This window comes from Neptuniibacter sp., from assembly GCF_024231755.1.
Taxonomy (GTDB): domain Bacteria; phylum Pseudomonadota; class Gammaproteobacteria; order Pseudomonadales; family Balneatricaceae; genus Neptuniibacter.
Genome location: NZ_JAAEQH010000291.1, coordinates 35,619 through 51,051 on the forward strand (window position 1 = coordinate 35,619; position 15,433 = coordinate 51,051).

15 protein-coding genes are annotated in these 15,433 nt (G+C 45.6%); 11 read left to right on the forward strand and 4 right to left on the reverse strand.

Features of this window, described 5'->3' with window-relative positions; genetic code table 11:
• Positions 1-137: 137 nt before the first annotated feature.
• The 3 genes from topA to GY843_RS17250 are packed head-to-tail and all read left to right on the forward strand — an operon-like array spanning position 138 to position 3,585.
• A complete protein-coding gene (topA, locus tag GY843_RS17240) occupies positions 138-2,774 on the forward strand; it encodes a type I DNA topoisomerase (RefSeq protein ID WP_297311428.1) in 2,637 nt (878 codons plus the stop codon).
• 11 nt (positions 2,775-2,785) lie between these two features.
• On the forward strand, positions 2,786-3,310 hold the full coding sequence (locus GY843_RS17245; RefSeq protein ID WP_297311430.1) for a DUF6586 family protein: 525 nt from the start codon (positions 2,786-2,788) through the stop codon (positions 3,308-3,310).
• Positions 3,311-3,315: 5 nt separating this feature from the next.
• Positions 3,316-3,585 carry a hypothetical protein gene (locus tag GY843_RS17250; RefSeq protein WP_297311432.1) on the forward strand — a complete coding sequence of 90 codons (270 nt, stop codon included), beginning with the start codon at positions 3,316-3,318 and terminating at the stop codon, positions 3,583-3,585.
• A 144-nt stretch (positions 3,586-3,729) separates the two neighbouring features.
• Here the strand turns inward: GY843_RS17250 and GY843_RS17255 are convergent, their stop codons facing one another.
• Both GY843_RS17255 and lexA read right to left on the reverse strand, forming a co-directional pair.
• The gene (locus tag GY843_RS17255; protein WP_297311434.1) at positions 3,730-4,188 is read right to left on the reverse strand and encodes a SulA-like leucine-rich domain-containing protein; all 459 of its coding nucleotides are present in this window, start codon (positions 4,186-4,188) and stop codon (positions 3,730-3,732) included.
• A 2-nt stretch (positions 4,189-4,190) separates the two neighbouring features.
• The gene (gene lexA / locus GY843_RS17260) at positions 4,191-4,796 is read right to left on the reverse strand and encodes a transcriptional repressor LexA (RefSeq protein WP_367183868.1); all 606 of its coding nucleotides are present in this window, start codon (positions 4,794-4,796) and stop codon (positions 4,191-4,193) included.
• Positions 4,797-4,971: 175 nt separating this feature from the next.
• Here lexA and dinG point away from each other — a divergent pair, with 175 nt between their 5' ends.
• Genes dinG through GY843_RS17285 form a run of 5 tightly spaced genes read left to right on the forward strand, consistent with a single transcriptional unit; the run spans position 4,972 to position 10,348 of the window.
• On the forward strand, positions 4,972-7,089 hold the full coding sequence (gene dinG / locus GY843_RS17265; protein WP_297311437.1) for an ATP-dependent DNA helicase DinG: 2,118 nt from the start codon (positions 4,972-4,974) through the stop codon (positions 7,087-7,089).
• 29 nt (positions 7,090-7,118) lie between these two features.
• Positions 7,119-8,624 carry an ATP-dependent RNA helicase RhlB gene (gene rhlB, locus GY843_RS17270; protein WP_297311500.1) on the forward strand — a complete coding sequence of 502 codons (1,506 nt, stop codon included), beginning with the start codon at positions 7,119-7,121 and terminating at the stop codon, positions 8,622-8,624.
• On the forward strand, positions 8,596-8,820 hold the full coding sequence (locus GY843_RS17275; RefSeq protein WP_297311439.1) for a hypothetical protein: 225 nt from the start codon (positions 8,596-8,598) through the stop codon (positions 8,818-8,820). The genes rhlB and GY843_RS17275 overlap by 29 nt, the downstream gene beginning before the upstream one ends.
• A gap of 53 nt (positions 8,821-8,873) precedes the next feature.
• Positions 8,874-9,902 carry an NAD(P)H-dependent glycerol-3-phosphate dehydrogenase gene (locus GY843_RS17280; protein ID WP_297311441.1) on the forward strand — a complete coding sequence of 343 codons (1,029 nt, stop codon included), beginning with the start codon at positions 8,874-8,876 and terminating at the stop codon, positions 9,900-9,902.
• Complete coding sequence (locus GY843_RS17285; RefSeq protein WP_297311443.1) at positions 9,899-10,348, forward strand: histidine phosphatase family protein; 450 nt, start codon at positions 9,899-9,901, stop codon at positions 10,346-10,348. The genes GY843_RS17280 and GY843_RS17285 overlap by 4 nt, the downstream gene beginning before the upstream one ends.
• On the opposite strand, the gene GY843_RS17290 is transcribed toward GY843_RS17285, so the two are convergent.
• Positions 10,296-11,573: an O-antigen ligase family protein gene (locus GY843_RS17290; RefSeq protein WP_297311445.1), complete on the reverse strand. Its 1,278-nt coding sequence runs from the start codon at positions 11,571-11,573 to the stop codon at positions 10,296-10,298. The genes GY843_RS17285 and GY843_RS17290 overlap by 53 nt on opposite strands.
• A 692-nt stretch (positions 11,574-12,265) precedes the next feature.
• On the opposite strand from GY843_RS17290, the gene GY843_RS17295 reads away from it, so the two are divergent.
• From GY843_RS17295 to GY843_RS17305, 3 genes are read left to right on the forward strand one after another with little or no spacing between them, the layout of a single operon-like run.
• Entirely contained in the window at positions 12,266-13,063 is a 798-nt protein-coding gene (locus tag GY843_RS17295; RefSeq protein WP_297311447.1) for an alpha/beta fold hydrolase, read from the forward strand.
• 60 nt (positions 13,064-13,123) lie between these two features.
• Entirely contained in the window at positions 13,124-13,960 is an 837-nt protein-coding gene (locus GY843_RS17300; RefSeq protein WP_297311449.1) for a DUF4892 domain-containing protein, read from the forward strand.
• A gap of 22 nt (positions 13,961-13,982) precedes the next feature.
• Positions 13,983-14,873, forward strand: coding sequence for a patatin-like phospholipase family protein (locus tag GY843_RS17305; RefSeq protein WP_297311451.1), 891 nt, complete (start codon positions 13,983-13,985; stop codon positions 14,871-14,873).
• 1 nt (position 14,874) lies between these two features.
• On the opposite strand, the gene GY843_RS17310 is transcribed toward GY843_RS17305, so the two are convergent.
• Positions 14,875-15,432, reverse strand: coding sequence for a Smr/MutS family protein (locus GY843_RS17310; RefSeq protein ID WP_297311452.1), 558 nt, complete (start codon positions 15,430-15,432; stop codon positions 14,875-14,877).
• Between the last annotated feature and the right edge of the window lies 1 nt (position 15,433).

Below are 15,433 nucleotides of genomic sequence, written 5' to 3' on the forward strand. Positions count from 1 at the left end.
TGCTCCCAAATTATTTGTATTTAAGTAGCCATATAAAGAAGCCAAACGGTTTTTTGTGCTGTATTGTGAATTATACAGCCGGTTTTTTAGTCTGCTTCTTTAATTGTAAATGTCAGCCCTGAGGAAAGAAGGACTCTATGGGAAAGTCTCTTGTTATCGTTGAGTCACCAGCTAAAGCTAAGACGATAAACAAATATCTGGGTAGCCAGTATGTTGTTAAATCAAGCGTGGGTCACATTCGTGATCTGCCTACCAGTGGCAGCACCAAAAAATCTGATCCTAAGGAAAGGGCGCGCCAGGCTGCTATAACCCGGAAGATGTCTCCGGATCAGAAAGCTGAGCACAAAAAGAAAAAGGCTCGTGAACAGCTGATTGGTCGGATGGGTATCGATCCTGACAAAGGTTGGGATCCATACTACGAAGTACTTCCTGGTAAAGAAAAAGTTGTTGATGAACTGAAACGTTTGGCTAAAACGGCCGATGAAATCTATCTCGCAACCGATTTGGACCGCGAGGGGGAAGCGATTGCCTGGCACCTACGTGAAGCAATCGGTGGTGATGAAGACCGCTATCGCAGGGTGGTTTTCAACGAAATTACCAAAAAAGCGATTACTGAAGCATTTGAACAGCCATCAGCGTTGGATATGGATCGTGTAAATGCGCAGCAGGCACGACGTTTCCTAGACCGTGTTGTGGGCTATATGATCTCTCCACTGCTATGGGAGAAGGTCGCACGAGGATTATCTGCAGGGCGAGTACAATCTGTAGCTGTGAAGCTGGTAGTTGAGCGTGAGAAAGAGATTCGTGCCTTTGTACCGGAAGAGTTCTGGGAAGTACAAGCTGAGACTCTGACAGCGGCTAAAGATGCCTTGCAACTTCAGGTTCACCGGGTAAGTGGTGAAACCTTCCGTCCAGGTTCAGAAAGTGAGACAACCGCTCATCTTGAGAAGATCCGTTCGGCTTCACTTGAAGTAATCAGTCGTAAAGATCGTCCGACGTCGAGTAAACCTTCTGCACCGTTTATTACCTCTACTCTGCAGCAGGCTGCCAGTACACGCCTGGGTTTTGGTGTGAAGAAAACCATGATGATGGCTCAGCGTTTGTATGAGGCGGGTTACATCACCTACATGCGTACAGACTCTACAAACCTGAGTACTGAGGCAGTAGCGAGTTGCCGTGAATATATCGGTGACCATTTTGGCAGTAAGTACTTGCCAGAAACACCAAACAGCTATAGCAGCAAAGAAGGCGCTCAGGAAGCCCATGAAGCGATTCGTCCTTCAGATGTAACCGTGGAAGCAACGGCGTTAAAAAACATGGATCGTGATGCTGAGCGCTTGTATGAATTGATCCGACGCCAGTTCCTGGCTTGTCAGATGACGCCTGCTCAGTTCCTGAGTACTCGTGTCACTGTATCCGCTGGTGATTATGAACTGGTAACAAAGGGTCGTATTCTTAAGTTCGATGGTTACACCCGTGTGATGCCAGCTAAAGGTAAGGGTGAAGAAGATATTATCCTGCCTGATGTTAAGGCCGGTGATCTGTTGGAGCTACAGGACTTATTGCCAAAGCAGCACTTTACTAAACCAGCACCACGCTTCACTGAAGCCTCTTTGGTTAAAGAATTGGAAAAACGTGGTATTGGCCGACCATCTACATACGCAGCGATTATCTCTACGATTCAGGACCGTGGTTATGTTGAAGTACAGAACCGTCGTTTCTATGCCCAGAAAATGGGTGATATCGTTACTGAGCGACTCGGGGAAAACTTCTCCGACCTGATGGATTTCAGCTTTACTGCACGTATGGAAGAGAGTCTGGATGATGTTGCTGAAGGTAAGGCGGATTGGAAAGCTTTGCTAGACGAGTTCTACTCTGAATTCTCAAGTAAGTTGGAAGAAGCGCAGAGCGAAGACAATGGCATGCGTCCGAATTCTCCAACTGAAACAGACATCGAGTGCCCTGACTGTGGCCGTCATATGATGATCAGAACGGCAAGCACTGGGGTATTCTTAGGTTGTTCAGGTTATAGCCTGCCTCCTAAAGAACGTTGTAAGTGCACTATTAATCTGGTTTCAGGTGATGAAGTGGTTAGCGCAGATGGGGATGATGAAGAAGAATCCCGTATCTTGCGTAAAAAGCATCGTTGTTCGCTGTGTGGTTCAGCAATGGATTCCTACCTGATCGATGAGAAACGTAAATTACACGTCTGTGGTAACAACCCGGACTGTAGTGGTTTTGAAGTTGAGAAGGGTGAGTACCGTATTAAGGGTTATGACGGTCCTACACTCGAATGCGATAAGTGTTCTGCTGAGATGCAGTTGAAGACTGGGCGATTTGGTAAGTACTTCGGTTGTACCGAGTGTAAAAATACCCGCAAATTGCTGAAAAGCGGCGAGCCTGCACCACCAAAAATGGATCCGGTGCCAATGCCGGAGCTGCAGTGTGAAAAGGTTGAAGATACATACATCCTCAGGGATGGCGCATCTGGCCTGTTCTTAGCGGCTAGTCAGTTCCCTCGTAATCGTGAGACCCGTGCTCCGAAAATTGCAGAGCTGTTACCTCATCAGAGTGAGATTGATCCAAAATATGAATTCCTGTTCAGTGCACCAAAACAGGATTCTGAGGGTAATTTGAGTGTTGTTCGCTACAGTCGAAAGACAAAGGAACAGTACGTTATGACCGAGGTCAATGGTAAAGCAACCGGTTGGCGTGCATTCTATCGGGATGGAAGCTGGGTTGTAGAAGAGACCCGCAAGAAAGCTAAGAAATAGTTGGGGTTATTATGAGTTGTATCTATCTGGCACGTACCAACCAGAAACTAAGTTTTTCCCGTCTTCATCTGGATCGGTTGAAGCAGGTGCAGGATGATACCAGTTGGAATAAACATGCACTGATTGAGTCTTATAACGAATCAGTGTTATTCCATATGACTTCCGCATACGACGCGTTTCTTCGTGAGATTGCAGAACGCTACAATGTGGATACTGAATCACTGACAGGTTACCGTTCTCTGGCGGCTGAGTTGGAGAAAACCGGTGTTGAAAGTCCTGAATTAAAGCAGCTCAGCATGTTAGAAAGCGATGACACAGGTTGGCTGCATAAATTGGTGGCAGCTTATGAGGCGTGCTGGCATGGTTCGGATAAGAAACAGTCTGTGTCGGAAACAAGCAGCGTGTCTGAAATTCATGTGCTACAGGTTAATCCTGATCACGCTGAAGACGCAGAGATTGTTGCTGAATACGAGCAATGGTTCGGTGAGTTATCTGAGTTGGTCAATCGCCTCCGTGAAGGCATGCAGGAGTGGTAATTTAAGTGTCTGAAGCAACAAGGCCAGAAATGGTTCTCGAGATCATTGAGCTCGAAGATGGTGAATTAGCTATTCGGGATGCGGATAGTGAATCAACAGAACCGATGATAAAGGTAAACTTTTCTGAAGAGCTTAAAGATAAATTAAGTGATCAGTATTTTGATGTCGCACGCGTCATGCTTACGGCAGGTATACAGATGGTTGCTGATTCAGGTCTGGATTTGTCATCTGATGAAAAGTCGGAAGAGTTTGAGCCGGAGCCTACAATTCATTGATTGGATGTAGAGCAAGCGCATAGACGTTTAGATGTAAGAGTAAATAACAAAGGGTTAAGCATTGCTTAGCCCTTTGTTACTTTTGGGGGAAATGTTAACTATCTGTTTGTTTTCAGGCGGGTTGAGATCTACCTCTAGGCTTTCTTAGCTATGCTGACGGCGGCGAATAACAATACCGTGGCTTTGCCCTTGCTTGGCCGCAGATTCGAGATCATTCAGCTCATCATCAGAAAGATAACCAGGCCAGGAGATTACAGCATGGCTTGTACCAGTGCTTAATGCCTGTTTAGCCAGCGCAAAGGTGCTGTGTTTACTGTTAGGGTTGAGCAGAATCACTTTGTTCAGATCAACACCTGCTTCCATCAGCAGTTGTTTGGGTAATAGGACCGGGGGAGCAATCCAGACAAACCAGCGGTTATCCTGGCTCAATTGTGCCAGCAAAGGCATCAGCATCGGCATGTTGAAATCATCACCTTGAACGACAATTTCAGTGACAGTTCCAGCAAGCTGGTTTACATGCTTCTCGCGAGTAGCAGTATGAGCTGCTGCAGAGCGGCGGATAATACCTGAAGATGCTTGATAGTTTGTCTGTAGTGCTAGCATGGTTAGTGACCTCTGCGAATGACGCCTACGCCTAAACCTTCGATTGCAAGTGGTTGTTCTGTGAGATCGACCACAATTGGTTCGAACTCTTCATTTTCTGCAATCAGGTAGACCAGGTTGCCTTCTTTCTTGAAGCGTTTCACTGTTACCTCGTCCTCAAGGCGGGCAACAACTATTTCTCCATCCTTAGCTGTTTGGCATTGATGTACTGCCAGTAGGTCACCATCCATGATGCCTACATTTTTCATGCTTGTTCCCTTAACCCGGAGGAGATAATCCGCCTTCGGGTAGAAGAAATCTGATGAGATCGTACAGTGATCTTCTACATGTTCTTGCGCCAGGATTGGCGAGCCTGCGGCTACCTGGCCGACTACCGGGAGTCCCAGATCCTCTTCCAGTTCAGGAACCCGTATGCCCCGTGAGGTCCCAGGAATAATCTCAATCGCGCCTTTCTTTGCTAGTGCTTTGAGATGCTCCTCTGCCGCATTTGCTGATCGAAACCCTAAGTCTTTCGCAATATCAGCACGGGTTGGTGGGTAACCGGTGTCTCCTATATGGCGCTTGATACACTCAAGTACTTCTGTTTGTCGTTTTGTTAGTTTCATGATCATGTCTGTTTGTTTATACAGTACTTGTATTTTTATACAGTATTTTTGGTTTGTAAAGAAAATAATGTTTTTTTATACAGTGTTTTTGTGTTTATAGCCTATTCAGCCTGTTAGAATCTGTTTATTCATTTCAATCATTGGTTCATATGGCGGTTATTCCCGTTAGTAAACAAACATGCTAGATAAGCAACTCAAGAAAACCATCCAAGAGGCGTATTCTACTTTTCTAGATAAGCGTGGCCTTAAAGCGCGCTATGGCCAGAAAATGATGATAGCCGAGGTCGCACGTACTCTTGCTGCAATTGAGCAGAATTATGATGGTGATCGTGAGGGCGGTAACCATATCTGTGTCACCGAAGCTGGTACTGGTACAGGTAAAACTATGGCTTACCTGCTAGCTGCAGTTCCAATAGCCCAGCATAAAAAAAAGAAAGTTGTCGTTTCTACAGCTACTGTAGCCCTGCAGGAACAGCTAATTCTTAAAGATCTTCCTCAATTAATTAGTGATGCTGGTGTTAACCTCACCTTTGGTTTAGCCAAGGGTCGAGGGAGATACTTCTGTGTCTCAAGCGCAGAAAAGGCTCTTGAGCAACAAAATGAGCTTGGTCAGATCGCACTCTATGAAGATGAAGCAGTGCAGAAAATTGGAAAGGATGATGTTGAAGAGGTTAAGCAGCTTTTAAGTCTATATGCTTCCGGCGAATGGGATGGTGACCGTGATGCTTTACCTGATACAGTGGCTGAGAACATCTGGCGTTTAAGTACCAGTGATCATCTGCAATGTACTAACCGTCGTTGTAGTAATTTTTCCATCTGTCCTTTTTTCAAGGCTCGTCAGGAGTTGGATAAATGGGATCTGATTGTAGCCAACCATGATCTGGTATTAGCCGACCTCTCTCTGGGTGGTGGAGCAATTTTGTCAGAGCCCGGCGACACAATTTATATTTTCGATGAAGGCCACCATCTTAGCACTAAGACAACAGGGCATTTCTCCTATAGTTTAAGACTAAAATCCTCACAACGTTGGTTATCTAAGACGACCCGAAGTTTAAATAAACTACTCAATGATGCATCTGAGCATATCGTTTTACGGGATTATGTTGAAAAGCTTTCCAACCCGTTTGCAGATATGGAACGTTCTCTTGAGGAGTGGAGTTTGTTAATACAGCAATTGCTAGAGGATAAGCTCCAGTATGGTGACCGATATCGCTTTGCTCAGGGGATGATCCCCGAAAGTCTTCAGTTGATCTGTCATAATTTTGCTACGGCCGCCGAACGAGTTGTATTAAAGTTTGAGCAGATAGTCGATCTGTTGAAAGAAGCGATGGATGGTGAACTTGCTGACTTGCCAAGGGAGATGGGTGAGAAATGGTATCCTCAGATGGGTATTCTTCTATCCCGTATGCAAGCAATGTATTGGCTCGCACGATCCTATTCAACTCCTGATGGGGAGGGGAGTATACCTAAAGCCCGGTGGATCAACCGGGTTGATGGTGCAGAGGGGCTAGACCTTGAGTGCCGCAGTAGTCCGGTTTCTGCTGCGGAAACATTGCAGGAGCATCTTTGGGAGCATTGCTATGCTGCTGTTATAACCTCTGCAACTCTTACTGCGCTGGGAAGATTTGATCGTCTTTATGCAGATCTTGGTCTTCCTTTTGATAGTCCTTGCTCTGTTCATTTGAGCCCGTTTGATTTTCAGAATTCTGCCGAGCTCATTGTACCGTCAATGAAAACAGATCCGGGAAACCCTGATCTGCACAATCAGGAGTTAAGCGACTATCTGGAGAAACTGCTTCCTGCAGAGCAAGCTTGCCTGGTCTTATTCAGTTCATGGCGTCAGATGCGGTATGTTCTTGAGCAGATGCCTGATAACATTGTGACAAATACTTTGGTTCAGGGTGACCTAGCCAAACATGAAATATTACGACAGCATCGTGAACGCATTGATAATAATGAGCCGAGTATCATTTTCGGCCTTGCGTCCTTTGCTGAAGGTGTTGATCTGCCTGGCGATTACCTTACCCATGTGGTGGTGACTAAATTACCGTTTGGGGTGCCGGATGATCCTGTTGATGCAACTTATTCGGAATGGATCGAATCTCAGGGTCGGAACCCTTTTGAGGAGTGGGTTATCCCTATGGCTTCCATGCGTTTAACACAGGCAACAGGACGCTTGTTGAGAACTGAGCAGGATAAGGGCAAGATCACACTATTGGACCGACGCTTTATTACACGTCGTTATGGAAAGCAGCTTTTAGCCGCGCTACCGCCGTACAGGCGAAATTTTTCTTAGGATATACTGAATTGACTACTGAAACCCAAGTGGATAAATCTGAAAAAACAACAAAAAACAGATCATCTTCTTCGCGAAAGCCACAACGCCGTCGTCGTTATTCAAATCGCAAAGATACAACCTGGAGTCCAGAGCAGTTTGTTGTGCCTGAGGTTGAAGGCAAAGTGAGATTCCACGACTTTAACCTACCTGATAACGTTATGCGTGCAATCGCAGAGCTGAAGTTTGAATATTCTACTGCTATCCAGGCAGAAACCATTCCTGCAGCGCTGGCCGGTAAAGATATTATCGGTAAGGCACAGACTGGCACGGGTAAAACAGCAGCTTTCCTGCTGGGTATTATCACTGACCTGATTGATTATCCTCTGGATGAAAAATTGCGCTTGGGTGAACCTCGCGCTTTGGTTGTAGCTCCAACACGTGAGCTGGCACTACAGATCGCTGAGGATGCAAAAACACTGGCCAAGTTTACCAACCTGCATGTTGTGAGCCTGGTTGGTGGTATGGATTACGATAAGCAGCGTCAGAAGCTTAAGAAAAGGCCAGTAGATATTTTGGTGGCGACCCCTGGACGTCTGATCGATTTTGTAAATCGTAAAGATGTTGATCTTTGGAATGTTGAGGTCCTGGTTCTGGATGAAGCAGACCGAATGCTGAGTATGGGCTTTATTCCAGATGTACGTACTATTGTCAGAAACACTCCTCGTAAAGGCGCAGATCGTCAGACGCTGTTGTACAGCGCAACCTTTACTGAGGACATTCTCAATCTTGCTGAACAGTGGACACTGGATGCGGTAAAAATTGAGATCGCTCCAGAAATCAAGACAACAGACAATGTGACTCAACAGGTATTCCTGGTTTCAGGTGAAGAAAAATACCGTCTGTTACGTAACTACATGGACAAAGATCATGCGGAGAAGGTTATCGTATTTGGTAACCGCCGTGATGAGACTCGTAGACTGGCTGACCGTTTGTGTAAAGATGGAATAAAAGCCGCATTGATGTCTGGTGAAATTCCTCAGCAGAAACGTGTGCGTACACTTGAGGATTTCCGTAGTGGAAAAATCCAGGTTCTGGTGGCTACAGATGTGGCAGGACGTGGTATCCATATTGATGGTGTTACCCATGTGTTTAATTACCAACTGCCCGAAGATCCGGATGATTATGTACACCGTATAGGTCGGACTGGCCGTGCTGGTGCCACGGGTACATCAATCTGCTTTGCCTGTGAAGATGACTCATTCCTGATCCCTGAGATTGAAGCGGAAACTGGTGTAAAACTGGAGTGTGTACATCCTGATCCTGAACTATTGAAGAAGCCTGGTGAAGTTAAGGCAGAATCTGTTGAACAGGTTGAACAGGTTGAACAGGTTGAACAGGTTGAACAGGTTGAACAGGTTGAACAGGTTGAACAGGTTGAACAGGTTGAACCAGCCACTACCGCTGAAGTGGAACCGGAAAAAGTTGAATCAGCAGTAGAGACGTCAACTGAAGAAGAGACAACAGATGAGCGAACAGGACAAGCACAAAACTAAGCGCATCGCTAACATTGTTGCAGTTGTCTTCAGTGCTGTAATTGCTGCCTTAGGGGTAGCAGGGTATCAGCGAACTGAAGATCCTCTGCAACTTCTCCTTTTTTTAGCGTTGGCAGGATTAGGCTATCTGATCGTAATACTCCTGTTTAAAGGGGTAAATAAGATATTGGATAGCCTCGATAACTCAGCAAAATAAACAGCTGAGAGTTCATCGGATCTGAGTTGTTAGGTGTTTTAAGGTATTAAGTGATGTCAGGCATCGGTAAAGTTGCAGTGCTGGGTGGTGGTAGTTTTGGTACTGTGATCGCCAATATGGTGGCAGAGAACGGTCGAGAAGTTCGGCTTTGGTTGAGAGATCAAGAACGGGCTGAGCAGATTAATCAGACCCATGAGAACACCCGTTACCTGTCGGGTTATGCGTTGTCTGATAATCTTCAGGCATCCACTAATCTGGAGGAAGTACTCAGCAATGCTGAGCTAGTTTTTGTTTCTATTCCTAGTCAGTCGTTTCGCAGTGTGGTGCAACAGGCGAAACCTTTCCTTAAACCCGAACAGATGCTGGTCAGCACAACAAAAGGTATTGAAGCGCAGACATTCAGCCTGATGAGCGAAATTCTCAGGGAAGAAATGCCTGAATCTCCAGTCGGTGTGCTTAGCGGCCCAAATCTGGCAAAGGAGGTGGCGGGACGCCAGTTAACCGCCACTGTTATTGCCAGCGATGATCATGCCCTTAGGGCATCCGTTCAGAGCATTCTGCACTCCTCATACTTCCGTGTTTACGCCAGTTCAGACACTTATGGTGTGGAACTAGGCGGTACGCTGAAGAATATTTATGCCATTGCTGCAGGTCTAAGTTCAGCACTGGGTATGGGAGAGAACACCAAAAGTATGCTTATGACCCGTAGCCTGGCGGAGATGAGCCGCTTTGCAGTGTGTATGGGGGCTAATCCAATGACATTTATTGGTCTTGCCGGAGTTGGAGACCTTATCGTAACTTGTATGTCCCCTTTAAGCCGTAACTATCGTGTTGGCCATGCACTAGGTGAAGGTAAATCATTAGATGAAGCTGTGGCAGCACTGGGGCAAGTTGCTGAGGGTGTAAACACGATTAAACATGTTCGTGAAAAAGCCGCTGAAATGGATGTTTATATGCCGTTGGTGGCAGGGCTGTATGAAGTGGTATTCAATCACGCCCCTGTTAAGGATGTGGTTAAGATGTTGATGATGAACGAGCAAAGCACTGATGTTGAGTTTGTTCTGCCCCGCGGAGAAGTATGAAATTCTTCCTGATGCGGCATGGTGAGGCAGAGACGTTTGCAGCGAGTGATATGCTGCGTAACCTCACCGAACGTGGACGTTTACATGTTTCTGAGCATATAAGGCATTTTGCGCATCAGCTAAGCGATGTGGATTGTATAGTTCACAGCCCCTATCTACGAACCTGCCAAACTGCTCGGATTGTCGCAGATATATTATCTGTAACTGATCTTATTGAATCTGATTTGTGGACACCAGATAGTAACCCAACCATCGCTTTACAAAGCCTGGAACAAGTCGAAAGCAGGTGCCCACTTGTCGTCACACATATGCCAATCGTCGCTAGGGTAGAAGCGCTCTGTTGTGACGATGAGAGGTTCCCGCATCCTTTTCAATGTGGAGAACTCTCACAGATTATTGCTGATTGGCCTGCGGCAGGGCTTGGGAAACATCAGCGCCTTGTTTAAGTGACGGATTAGAAAGATTCTGGCGTTGCTCCTCTTCCTGCTTTAGCAGCTTTTCTTGTAGTACAGGCAAAGATTTGTCTCGGTTATACATCATTTGAGCTTCTTGTAGTACAGCATCCCTTAGCTCAAAATCCTTTTTCTTATGGTAAGCAATGGCCAGATCTTGGTAAATTGATGTTGATGGCATAGTTTTTAAGGCTTCATTTGCCCATTCAATATATATATCAGTTGCTTCTGTCTTCCCTTGTTGCAACTCAATATACATGTTACGTCGATAATACAGGTACTCCGAATATCCTCTGAAGTACAGTGATTTTAGGCCTTCAACTATAAATATTGGTTGGCTCTGGTTTCGTTTCAGGTAACTTATTATACCTGCATTAGCTACTTGAGACTGAGCGAGTATCCAGCTGGAAAGGGTAAATAGAACGATGAAGAAAACAGGGATACTTTTATGCGCTGCGATGGATAGTTTCTCCGTAGAAACTTCTTTTTTACCAAACTGATGTGTAAGAAAAAGTAAGAACAACAACATGAACCAGTGGGTGTTGGAGATATAAAACGGTAACTCTACCTGGGTGTGGAGAACTATAGGTATCAGGAGCGCTGCGTAAGCTATGCCCCGTTGCCATCCCGCCTTAGCAAGCTGCATAAATGTAACGATGGCGGCGCACATGATGCCTAGAATGGCAAAAATACCTCCTTCAACCATCCAAAAAATTATTTCATTATGGGGGTGAGTAAAACGTGGATTAGTCCCGAGTGAATTACCTTCGATTTTCTGGTACTCGGCACGTTTATCCTGAAATACTTTCTGAAAACTACCCAAACCGTGGCCAAAGAGTGGCGCTTCTTTATATAGCTGCCATGAAAGATCATATACTTTCCAGCGTACATCTTTTTCCATCCCTCCAATAGCCCGATCAGCTTTGTCGGTCGCTTTTTCTAGCCCGGATGTATTTACAAGTGTTCCAGCCAGCATGCAGAAGAGAGCGATGATAAACGTAGTACGGGCATGTGGTGATACTAATTGTCTCCAGCGCCCTAATAGCATCATTAACAATCCCAATATCGCCCCCAAAAGGCCAATACGAGAACCGCTAACAGAGATAGTATAACTTGCTAAAAAAGCAGCAGTAAAAAGCGCGATTTTTATTACAGGGGATAGGCTGCTTAAGGTTGGACGGCTGATAAGGTAAAAAACTAAGATCAGCAGTGTAGCCATAAAGCTTGCTTGTAAATTAACCTGTTGGAATATCCCTATCAGCTGTCCCTTTGGTGACACGGGGAATAGACCGTACTGGTCTAGGTTAGTTTCCGTTTGTAGAAAGCCATATCCAGCATGAATTATTCCTGCTGCGACGATTAGGTAGAGACTTCGTTCTATATGCCGAGATGTGAGGTTAAATTGAAATAAAGCGATTAGAAAAAGGTAACCGCTGATAATTACAGAAACCCTAACCAACCACTCTGTAGGGTTATTGTTGTCAGCGATATAGCCCGTAATCAGTGTTCCAATGGGGAGTAAGGCAAGTCCGAACCAATACTTGGGTAATATAAGTTTATCGGTACGTACTACGATAAAACTGGCGGTTGCGATAATCCAACCCGCTGCTATCCAGATCGTACTGTTGAAGGGAATATAAAGTCCTTCGCCACCCAGGTTGGGTTGGTAGTAAAAAGGCGCTACTAGAAACAGGATGCCGAACAGAATAAAAAAAAGCTTTTGTGGCTTTTTTAGAGAACTATCATGTTCCAACTTCAGAGCGAAGCCCATAGAATTAATTCCAATCATAAATGCTGAACAGTTTCAGCATACTACCTTAAATCTATGTTGCTGTAAGTGATTGTTGCTATTAGAAAAGGAGTCCTATGGGCTGTTGCCATGAAGTTTGTCTAACTCTCCCGGAATACAGTGTGAAAGCGGTTATATACGGGGACCCGGATGGTTTACCTGTCATTGCCCTCCATGGCTGGCTGGATAACGCGGCTAGCTTTTATGCGGTAGGTAAGCATTTGGAAGGAATCAAACTGATCTCACTGGACCTGATTGGGCATGGGCGATCGTCCTATCGCCCAGATGGAATGCCATACCATATATGGGATAACGTCACTGACCTCTACCAGGTATTGGAACAGCTGAAAATTGATAAGACCTGTTTGGTTGGTCACTCAATGGGGGCTAGCATCGCTATGCTCTTTGCCGGGACATTTCCTGATCGGATACAGCATTTAATGGCTATCGATGGTCTGGTTCCACTTGCTTATGATGTTGATTCGCTGCCTGAGCTCCTTTCAGACGCTATAGTTAAAAGGGAGAAAATGGGGTCCCGAAATCTCAAGCCTTATAAAACAAAGGAAGATGCAGTTTCTGCCCGGATGAATGGGCGCTGGCCAGTAAGTCGAGAGGCAGCAGAGAGATTGCTGGAGAGGGGCCTAGCTAAAACAGATGACGGATATATTTGGAGTAATGATCCTCGTTTATTGATGCCTTCGCTGGTGCGTTTTAGCCCGGATCAGATAAGAGCTTTTTTGAAAGCTGTAAAAGCACAAACCACGGTTATTCGCGCCAGCAATGGGGCAGCAAATTTGATAGATGGTTGGGTTGGTGAACTTTCTAGCGCTGAACTGATCGATATGCAGGGAGGGCATCACCTTCACTTAGAGCCACATTGCGCCAAAGAGATAGCTTCTCTTCTAAATAGCTGGGTGTAGCGTGAGAGCAATATATTAAGTGTCATGGGAATTAGTTGGGGTCAATTAATGGAGAGAAAAATGAAGCGTTTTTTCTGGATTTTATCTTTAACGCTGCTATCTGGTCTGACGATGGCTGCCAGTGATATTCATAATTCAAGTGACCTGGATTCTCTTGAGCGTTTTCCTCGTTCATTTATTGTTCAGTACGAGCAGAAGCAAAATGAAGACTACCGTCTTGTCTTGGGCGGGCTTGAAAAAATTAATGGTGTTCTTGTTACAGAAAAAGAAAAGCGTTTAGCTGGTTTACTAACACAGATTACTTATCGCATTCCAGAAAACCACTCAGCTCAACAGGCATTTAATCATTTTCAGCGTCAGTTGACCCAGCAGGGAGCAACTGAACTTTTCTTCTGTTCAGGTCGGGACTGCGGTAGCAGTAACCAATGGGCAAATAGTATTTTTCGATACTTCCGCCTGTATGGTGTTGATAAAACACAGAGTTTTGCGAGCTACCAGCTAAATAATACCTATTTTTCCCTTTATTCAGTGAAACGCGGAAATAAGCGAGTTTATCTGCGCGTGGATGCTTTAGCTTCGCAGGTCGAAGAGGCAACTGATAAATTGCCAAATGTTTCTGGTGTAGAAATTCAGGAAACGGATAATGATATTCAGATGATTATTAATTATCTTGAGTCCTCACCTTCGGCCTCTATTTGGCTAGCGGCTTTTGATTTGGCTGCTGGGTCCAGGTCGGAACAACTGAAGAGATCGGAAACCCGATTAACCGAGTTTAAAAGTGTTCTGATTGATGCGGGTGTCGCCGTGTCTCGCATCAATGTTCATCCTGTTGGGTCCTTCGTTCCACCGGGAGCCCTACCTAAAGACAAAATACTCATAGTCTATAGTGAAGAGTGATAGTAAAGCTTGGAGTCTTACTATGACGACAGTTTCGTTAGTGCTCGGAAGTGGTGGTGCAAGGGGGTATGCCCATATCGGTGCAATCGAAGAGATTGAGCGCCGGGGGTATAAAATCGTTTCCATCTCGGGCAGTTCAATGGGCGCCCTCGTAGGTGGTATGTATGCAGCAGGTAAGCTCCCTGAATACAGAGATTGGGTGTTAACCCTTAACTGGGTCAGGGTTGTAAGGTTGCTGGATTTTACTCTGTCTCGGGGGGCAATTCGCGGAGATAAGGTGTTTATTCAGCTAGCAGAGTTGCTGGGCTCCCCCAATATCGAAGATCTGGATATTGACTATACGGCTGTTGCTGCTGATATTGCCCATCAGAAAGAGGTCTGGTATCAGAAAGGTTCACTACTTGAGGCTATCCGTGCATCAGTTGCAGTTCCTGGCCTTTTTACCCCAGTTATTAAAGAGGGACGAGTTCTTGTAGATGGGGGGGTTCTTAATCCGTTACCTATCATTCCTGCGGTCGCCGCCCAGGCCGATCTGATTATAGCCGTTGATCTAAATACCGGGGATTCCAGTCACAGCCACCTTAAATTACCCAGTAATAAGTATCTTAAGCGAAGTGGAATGAGTGATGAGTGGCATATGCCTGATGTTGAGCGTGAGCAGTCGGAAGAGGATGAAGAAATAAAGGCGAGTATCGGGGGGCGGATGGATATTCTGCTTAACTCGGTTGAAGTGATGCAGGCGAGTTTAGCTGAATACAAAATTGCGGGTTATCCGCCGGATCTGATCGTGCGTATCCCAAAAGACCTTTCCAGTTTTTATGATTTCCATCGAGCAGCAGAATCTATCGAATACGGGCGTTTAGCGACTAGGGATAAACTTGAAGCTCTGGAAAATGGAGAACCTATTAATTGATCTATTTATCCCTCTTAAGCAAGACGTAAAGCGCACCAGAACCACCATCCCTAGCTTGAGCTGAACAGAAGGCCAGAACCCCATTCAGCCTTTTCAGCCATTCATTTACATATGATTTGATCAATGCCTGCTGGTTTCCTGATGAGTGGGACTTACCGTGAACTATGAGGACGCAGCGATTATTTCTACGTCGTGCATCGAAAATAAAGTTGCTTAGCTGATCGCGTGCCTGGTCAACGGTATAGCCGTGCAGGTCCAGACCTTGTTCCCAGGGTATATGTCCCTGTTTCAGGCGCTTGAGCAGACGAAGTTGTACACCTGGGCTGGCAAAGAGTAACTCTTCTCCAGATTCAATAAGATCTACGGCTTCATCCGAAAGCCCATCAATTACCTTATCTTCTTCTTTAACAGCTGCCTGGCGCCGGTAGTGTTGATTGTGCGGGTCCAGCTTCGATCCAGAAGGCTTGAGATGTGCTTTGTCGTGCTTGTGCCGGGTCACGCCTTGCATCGCATCGAGAAAGGATAAATCTGTGTCTGGATCGTCATTCTGGTCTTTCATG